Origin of the sequence: Ruegeria aquimaris (genome assembly GCF_025751555.1) — a bacterium.
Taxonomy (GTDB): domain Bacteria; phylum Pseudomonadota; class Alphaproteobacteria; order Rhodobacterales; family Rhodobacteraceae; genus Ruegeria_B; species Ruegeria_B aquimaris.
Window position 1 is genome coordinate 1 of sequence record NZ_JAOWLB010000047.1, and the last position, 7,465, is coordinate 7,465.

Below are 7,465 nucleotides of genomic sequence, written 5' to 3' on the forward strand. Positions count from 1 at the left end.
GGCGGGGGTGAATCTCTGCTTGGTCATAGGGCTCATCCTTTGAGTATTTTACTCTCCAGTAAACCCGGGGCGGTTCAATGCGACCCAGTGGCTTGAGGCGGGAAGGGTGGTTGCCTGGGGTCTGGAGCCATTGATTTCCGCTTGGCGCCATGCTTCTCGGCTCGAAAATCGAGCGGTGAACATGTCTGATCTTTTCTGGTTGAGCGCCGCACAGATGGCGCGTCTTGAGCCCTGTTATCCCAAGGCCCATGGTCAGCCACGCGTTGATGATCGACGTGTGTTGAATGGGATTATCTTCTTTATTCGTAATGACTTACGTTGGCACGTTGCCCCGACAGCCTATGGCCCGGACAAGACACTCTACAACCGTTGGAAGCAGCGGAAGAAAACCGTCAAGTACGCCAAGCGCCGGACAAACGGCGCAACCGGATCGAGATCATGCTCGGCAGGCTCAAGGATTGGAGGCGCGTGGCGACCCGGTACGACCGTTGCCCCAAGGCCTTCTTGTCAGCAATCGCACTTGCTGCGGTTGTCATCTACCGGCTTTGAAACTCAATGCGGCCAGACCCTAAACCACCATGAAGCAGACAATCGTCCCGCTGCTATCGGCCGGGGCGATGCCTTCAGGTACAAAGTCTCCGGGCGTGACGCAGGTTCAGTTACTTTCGCCCCATCATGAAGAATTCATCATTGGGACGCATGGATGTGAAATTGGCCATGCGGTTGGACAGGCCGAATAACGCGGTCACACCAGCGATATCCCAGATATCCTCGTCGCTAAATCCGTGACGATGCAGGATATCGAAATCCTCGTCGCAAATGGACCGGGCATCATTGGAGACTTTCATCGCGAAATCCAGCATCGCCTTTTGTCGTTCGGTGATGTCGGCCTTGCGGTAATTCGTGGCGACCTGGTCGGCAATCAACGTGTTTTTCGCGCGAATGCGCAGGATCGCGCCATGTGCGACGACGCAATACTGACACCCGTTGTCATTGGATGTTGCAACGACGATCATTTCCCGCTCCGCCTTCGACAGCCCGCTGTCTTTTTCCATCAAGGCGTCGTGATAGGCCATGAACGCGCGCAGTTCATCGGGACGGCGGGCCAGTGTCAGAAAGACATTCGGCACAAAGCCGAGCTTGTCCTGCACGTCTGTTATTACTAAGCGGATATCATCGGGAAGCTCATCGAGCTTCGGTATCGGAAAACGGCTGATGGGTGCTGCGGTCATGTTCGGGTCCTTTCCGTTTTCTAGATCAGGTCTGGGGCAGGGGACTTGGAAACGCTCCACCACCCGGATCGACCCAGCCAAGGAGTGCATCGAACCGGATCGTGAGCGCGAAACAGGGACGACAAATCAATGGATCCCGGACTTTGCGCGCTCACGAAGCTGGAACTTCTGGATCTTGCCAGTCGAGGTCTTGGGCAGGATGTCGAATATGACGGCCTTAGGGGCCTTGAACCCGGCCAGGTTGGTACGGCAGAACGCGATGATCTCGTCCGGCGTCGCTTTTGAACCCGCGCGCAACTCGACAAAGGCGCAAGGCACCTCGCCCCACTTCTCATGCGGCATCGCGACGACGGCAGCGGCCTGAACCGCGGGATGACGGTAAAGCACGGCTTCGACTTCGACAGAAGAGATGTTTTCGCCGCCCGAAATGATCACGTCTTTCAGGCGATCACGGATTTGGGCATAACCGTTTTCGTGTAAAACCGCACCATCTCCTGACCAGAACCAGCCGTCTTTGAAAGCTTTCGTCGTGGCCTCGGCATCTTTGTAGTAACCGGCCATAACGGTGTTCCCGCGTATGGCGATCTCACCCTGTGTGACACCATCGCGCGGCACATGCGCGCCACTGGAACGGTCGATCACAGCGACCTCTTCCACCATGGGAAAGGCTACACCCTGTTGGGCCTGCATCTCGGCCTGTTGCGCAGGCGAGAGATCGTTCCACTCCTCCTGCCAGAGGCATTGTGAGATATGGCCGTAGGTCTCCGTCAGGCCATAGACCTGCATGACGTCCAATCCCATCGCACGGGTCTTTTCCAATACCGAGGGCGGCGGCGGTGCCCCGGCTGTCAGCACGCGGATTGCCGGGTCAAAGGGCACGGCGTCGTTATCTGCGTCGGCCAGCATCTGCAACACGATGGGCGCGGCGCCAAAATGGGTCACACCATGGCTGCGGATCGCGTCAAGGATTCGGTCTGCAGATGGAATGCGGGTGAAGACAACGGTCGCCCCAAGCATAGCCATCAGCCAGGGGTGCCCCCAGCCGTTGCAGTGAAACATGGGGACCACCGACAGGTAGACCGGATAGGGCGGCACCTGCCACGCGGTCCCGGTCCCATGCGCCATCAAATACGCCCCTCGATGATGATAGACGACCCCTTTGGGCCGCCCGGAGGTGCCCGACGTATAGTTCAGCGCAATGGCATCCCATTCGTCATCGGGCAGGGCGACAGGGAGGGGCGCGGCGCGGGTCAGGTCATCGTAGTCGATGCCATTCAGCGCGCCTTTGGCGGCTGTACATGGATCGACAATTTCGACTACCGGCAGAGTTCGGCCCAAAAGCTCGAATGCCCTTGAAAGAAGCGGTGACAACTCGCGGTCCACAATCACCAGCTTTGTATCTGCGTGATCCAGGATATAGGCGATGGTCTCCGGCTCCAGCCGGGTGTTGAGTGTGTTGATTACCCCGCCGGTCATCGGCAGGGCAAAGTGCAGTTCGAAAAGCTCGGGGATGTTGGGGCAGAGCACCGAGACTGTGTCGCCCCTTTGGACACCAAGCCCGACAAGCCCACCCGCCACGGCGCGAATGCGCCGGGCGGTCTCGGTCCAGCTGCGCCGGATGTCGCCATAGATCACTGCCGTGCGCGGGCCGTGCAGAGACTCGGCCCGGCGCAGAAAGGACAATGGCGACAGCGGTACATGATTTGCCGGTGTTTTCCCAAGGGCTTCGAACTGTTGGCGCATCCCGGTTCCGCCTGTCTTAGCTGTTGGGTCGCACGCGGGCGGCGGTCTTGTTGGCGAAGGCCTCCAGCCGGGCACGCGCGTCCGGCTGGGTGTTGACGATGCCGCCGACAAACGCTTCGGCATAGGCCGCATCCATGCCCGACATGTTGTTCATGTGGCTCACGGCCGAACAGATGGCAAAGTTCGTCAGGGGTAGGTTCTGGGCCACCTTGGCGGCGATCTCCATTGCCTTGTCAAAGCTGCCGCCCGCTTCGGTGATGTACTGCGCGAGGCCCAAATCAACGGCCTCTTGCCCCTGATAGACGCGGCCCGTCAGTATCATGTCGATCATGCGGTACTTGCCGATCATGTCGGACACGCGGATCGTGGCACCCCCACCGGTGAAGATGCCGCGCTGGCCCTCGGGCAGGGCAAAGTAGGTGCCCGGGTCGATCACCCGGACATGAGCGGCGCTGGCCAATTCAAGTCCGCCGCCGACCACGGCGCCTTTTAGCGCGGCGATGATTGGTACGCCGCCATACTCCATCTTGTTGAACGCCTCGTGCCAGCGCAGACAGACATGCATGAAGTCATCCGGGCTGCGGTCGGCCTTCCAATGTTCAACAAGATCGAGTCCGGCGCAAAAATGGTCGCCTTCGCCCGCCAGCACCACCGCCTTGACGCCCGCCATGCGCGCGCCGCTGAAGAAGCGGATCAACTCTTCGATAGTGGCCACGTTCAGCGCGTTGCGCTTGGACGGGCGGTTCAGGCTCACGACATAGAGGCCGTTCTCACGTGGCGAAATCGCGAGGCTCTCGTAGGTGTCGGGGTTCACGACGTCATTCATGGGTCTGGTCCTTTCGGAGTGTCAGTCAGGGAAATCCGCGTCAAGCAAGCTGCGGGCGCCATGCAGGATACGTGCATGTTCAGCAGAGCAATCGGGCAGGATGTGTTGGGCGAAAAACAGGGCAGTGGAGATTTTCCGGGTCATGAACTGTACATCCTGACCTGCATCCAGGGCGGTCTGCGCCGCCAGAGCGCCCTTGGCCAGTTTCCAGCCCGCCGCCAGGGTCCCAGCCAGCATGAGAAAAGGGACCGAGCCGGCAAAGGCCGCATCGATATCCTTGCGGCTGGTTTCAAGCAGCCAGTCCAGCGCAGCTTCGAAAGCTCCACGCGCCTGGGCGAGGCTTTGGCCGATTGCTTGCGCATCGGCGGAGCCCTGCGCCAACCTTGTTTCGGTCTCGGCAATCCGGGCGGCGAAGCGGCGGGCGGTTTCGCCGCCGTCCCGCATCACCTTGCGCCCCAGAAGGTCGTTGGCCTGAATGGCTGTGGTGCCTTCGTATATCGGCAGAATACGGGCGTCGCGATAATGCTGGGCGGCTCCGGTTTCCTCGATGAAACCCATGCCGCCGTGGATCTGAACACCCAAGGATGCGACCTCGACCGCCCGTTCCGAACAGAAACCCTTGACCAGCGGCACCATGAACTCGGCCATCGCAGCCGCCTCGGGATCGTCCCGGTGATGCGCAATATCCAACAGTCCGGCGGTTGCCGCTGCCATGGCCCGGCCGCCCTCGGTCAGGCAGCGCATGCGCATGAGCATGCGGCGCACATCCGGGTGTTCGATGATGGCGACGGCATCCCGTGCCTGACCGTTCACCGGGCGGCTTTGCACCCGCTCGCGAGCATAGGCCAAGGCACGTTGATAGGCCCGTTCGGATATGGCGATGCCTTGCACACCCACCGAGAATCGCGCGGCGTTCATCATGATGAACATGTATTCCAGCCCGCGATTTTCCTCGCCGATCAGGAAGCCGGTGGCATTGTCATATTCCAGCACCGCGGTCGGACTGGCCCGCACGCCCAACTTGTGTTCGATGCTCACGCAATGCACGGCGTTCTCAGCGCCCAAGGTGCCATCGGGTTCGACCAACTTTTGCGGCACGATGAACAGGCTCAACCCTTTGGGTCCGGCGGGGGCCTCCGGCGTGCGGGCGAGCACGAGGTGGATGATGTTCTCGGTCAGGTCGTGGGCGCCATAGGTGATGAAGATCTTTGTCCCCGACACGCCATAGGTGCCATCCGCACGCTGAGTTGCCTTGGTGCCCACCCGGCCCAGATCGCTGCCTGCCTGCGGTTCGGTCAGGTTCATCGTGCCCGACCAGCGTCCGGCCACCAGAGGCTCCAGATAGGTGGCTTTCTGCTTGTCCGATCCGGTCAGCAGCAACGCCTCGATCGCGCCGTCGGTCAAGAGCGGGCAGAGACCAAAGCTCATGTCGGCGGCATTCAAAACCTCGACCGCTGCCGCGCCAACGACGCGGGGCAACCCAAACCCGCCGTATTCCACCGGATGGGTCATCGCCTGCCATCCCATCTCGACAAACTGGGCATAGGCCTGCGCGTCGGCTTCGGGCATCGTCACGCGACCGTTGTCATACCGGGCGCCCAGCGTGTCGCCGAGTTGAGACAAGGGCGCGATCTGTTCGGCGCAAAACTGGGCAAAACCTTCGAGTGCGGCCCCGATATCCGTCAGGTCATGGTCTTCATAGACCGCGAGTGCGGATACGTTTTCCCAGTGGGAAAGGTGTTCGATACAAAACATCAAATCTTTTACGGGCGGCTGATAGGACATGCGTAATTCTCTCTCGGCGCTATGGCTTTACGTCATCTACCTACCATGATCCTTGCCGATAAGCTCATTATTTGCCAATGTAATATCCGATTACGCCAAATGAGGTTTGCGTGACCAGTCTTGATCCAATCTCCCTGACAACCGTCTCAGCAGGCTTCATCCAGGATTGGCTGGATGCGCTGAAATTGCGATGCACGCCCGAGGCGATGGCCTCGCTCCTGCAACGGTCGGGCCTGCAAACGGGCCCCATGGCGCCCAATCAGCGCGTCACGCTCAATGAGATCGCCCGACTGTACCAGCTTGCTGCGCCGGAAACAGGTGACGAGATGATGGGGTTGTGGAGCCGCCCGATCCGGCGCCGCGCGCTGCAACATCTCGTAACCGTGCAACGCGAGGCGAGCAGTCTCACCTCGGCCTTGTATCGGTTCTCGACATATTGGAACCTGCTCCTGGACGATTTCCGCCTCGAACTGCGCAACGAAGCGGAAGAGGTGGAACTGACGTTGGTGCCTTACGACCGTGAAACGCGCCCGCAACGTTTCGGACATTTGCTGATGCTAAAACTGGCGCACGGGCTGTTGTCCTGGCTCGGCGGTGCGGAAACGCCGATCAAGGCGGTAAACTTTGCCTTTCCCCGACCCGATTTTGCTGGTGACTACGCGGTGGTGTTTCCATGTCCCGTGATTTTTGATGCCCAGAACTCCAGCATCCTCTTCAATCCGCACTGCTTCACCAGCCCGATTACCCGCAGCCCGGCAGAGGCCTCCGTCTTCCTTGAGCGGGCACCGCTTGACTGGATCTTTACCGGCTCGCGCGCCCATACCAACAGCCTGCGAGTGCGGGCATTCCTGTATGGGGCGTCCTGGCAAACCTGTCAGCTTCCCGAGGCGGCACATGCCTTAGGGTTGACGCCCCGGACATTGAACCGGCGCCTGAAACAGGAAGGCACATCGTTTCAGGATATCAAGGATGCGCTGCGCCGCGACATCGCGATCCGCGCGCTTCAGAACGGCACCGACAGTATTGAACAAATCGCCTTTGACACCGGTTTCTCTGCGCCGGCGAACTTCCACCGCGCCTTTCGCAAATGGACGAACCGGACGCCGGGATCATACCGCCACCAAATTTGACTCTTCGCACCAAGCCAAAGGCGGTTCATGCCAATGCGTGGTATGTGCTGTGGGCGGGTCTGGCTGCAATCCCGGCCGCAGGCACGGGATCTGGCGGTGTCGAGCTCGATACCCGTGTACGCCGCGATAGCTTGAAGCAAGAAGCGAGGGAACACGTCGGCAACAGTTTATCTAAGAATTTTCAATAACCTGATCCGGAGAAAGCATCGAGCCACGCGCCGTTTCCGTGGATTGATACAAAACGATACAAGGGAATCGACATCCGAAGGTGAAAACACGCTTATTGGGGCAATGCACAACTCGACACCGCATATCCTGGTCGTAGACGACCATAGCGAAATCCGAAACGCAGTTTGCCGCTATCTTGAAAAGAGCGGTCTGCGCGCCACGATGGCAAAGGATGCAAAGGAAATGGATGCCGTGCTGGCATCCGAGAATACTGACTTGGTGGTCTCGGATGTGATGATGCCCGGCGAGGACGGGCTGTCCGCGTGCAAGCGTCTGTCGCAATCCGGCGACATTCCAATTCTTCTGCTCACCGCCCTCAGCGAGGACATGGACCGGATCGTCGGGTTGGAAACCGGGGCGGATGACTATCTTGCCAAGCCCTTCAACCCGCGCGAGCTGCTGGCGCGCATCCGAGCCATTCTGCGCCGTGGAATGCCCCAGCTGCCTAGGCCGTGTTGACAAAAGGGATTCACAGGCAGCGCTGAACGTGATTCAAGCTGGTATCTGCGATGGAGACCAGC

5 protein-coding genes and 2 pseudogenes are annotated in these 7,465 nt (G+C 59.8%); 3 read left to right on the forward strand and 4 right to left on the reverse strand.

Annotated elements, in window-relative coordinates; genetic code table 11:
• The first annotated feature begins 181 nt into the window (after positions 1-181).
• Positions 182-549: pseudogene (locus OE747_RS24315) on the forward strand (transposase).
• A 110-nt stretch (positions 550-659) separates the two neighbouring features.
• On the opposite strand, the gene OE747_RS24320 reads toward OE747_RS24315, so the two are convergent.
• The 4 genes from OE747_RS24320 to OE747_RS24335 all read right to left on the reverse strand — a co-directional run bounded on the left by OE747_RS24320 (position 660) and on the right by OE747_RS24335 (position 5,556).
• A complete protein-coding gene (locus OE747_RS24320; protein WP_263831022.1) occupies positions 660-1,232 on the reverse strand; it encodes a peroxidase-related enzyme in 573 nt (190 codons plus the stop codon).
• Positions 1,233-1,358: 126 nt separating this feature from the next.
• Complete coding sequence (locus OE747_RS24325) at positions 1,359-2,975, reverse strand: AMP-binding protein (protein ID WP_263831023.1); 1,617 nt, start codon at positions 2,973-2,975, stop codon at positions 1,359-1,361.
• A gap of 16 nt (positions 2,976-2,991) precedes the next feature.
• Positions 2,992-3,801, reverse strand: a complete 810-nt coding sequence (gene dmdD, locus OE747_RS24330; RefSeq protein WP_263831024.1) for a methylthioacryloyl-CoA hydratase — start codon at positions 3,799-3,801, stop codon at positions 2,992-2,994.
• A gap of 21 nt (positions 3,802-3,822) precedes the next feature.
• Positions 3,823-5,556, reverse strand: coding sequence for an acyl-CoA dehydrogenase (locus tag OE747_RS24335; RefSeq protein WP_318527343.1), 1,734 nt, complete (start codon positions 5,554-5,556; stop codon positions 3,823-3,825).
• A gap of 140 nt (positions 5,557-5,696) precedes the next feature.
• On the opposite strand from OE747_RS24335, the gene OE747_RS24340 reads away from it, so the two are divergent.
• Positions 5,697-6,716, forward strand: a complete 1,020-nt coding sequence (locus OE747_RS24340; protein ID WP_263831026.1) for an AraC family transcriptional regulator — start codon at positions 5,697-5,699, stop codon at positions 6,714-6,716.
• A 291-nt stretch (positions 6,717-7,007) separates the two neighbouring features.
• Positions 7,008-7,373: pseudogene (locus OE747_RS24345) on the forward strand (response regulator); the annotation flags it as partial.
• Positions 7,374-7,465 lie beyond the last annotated feature (92 nt).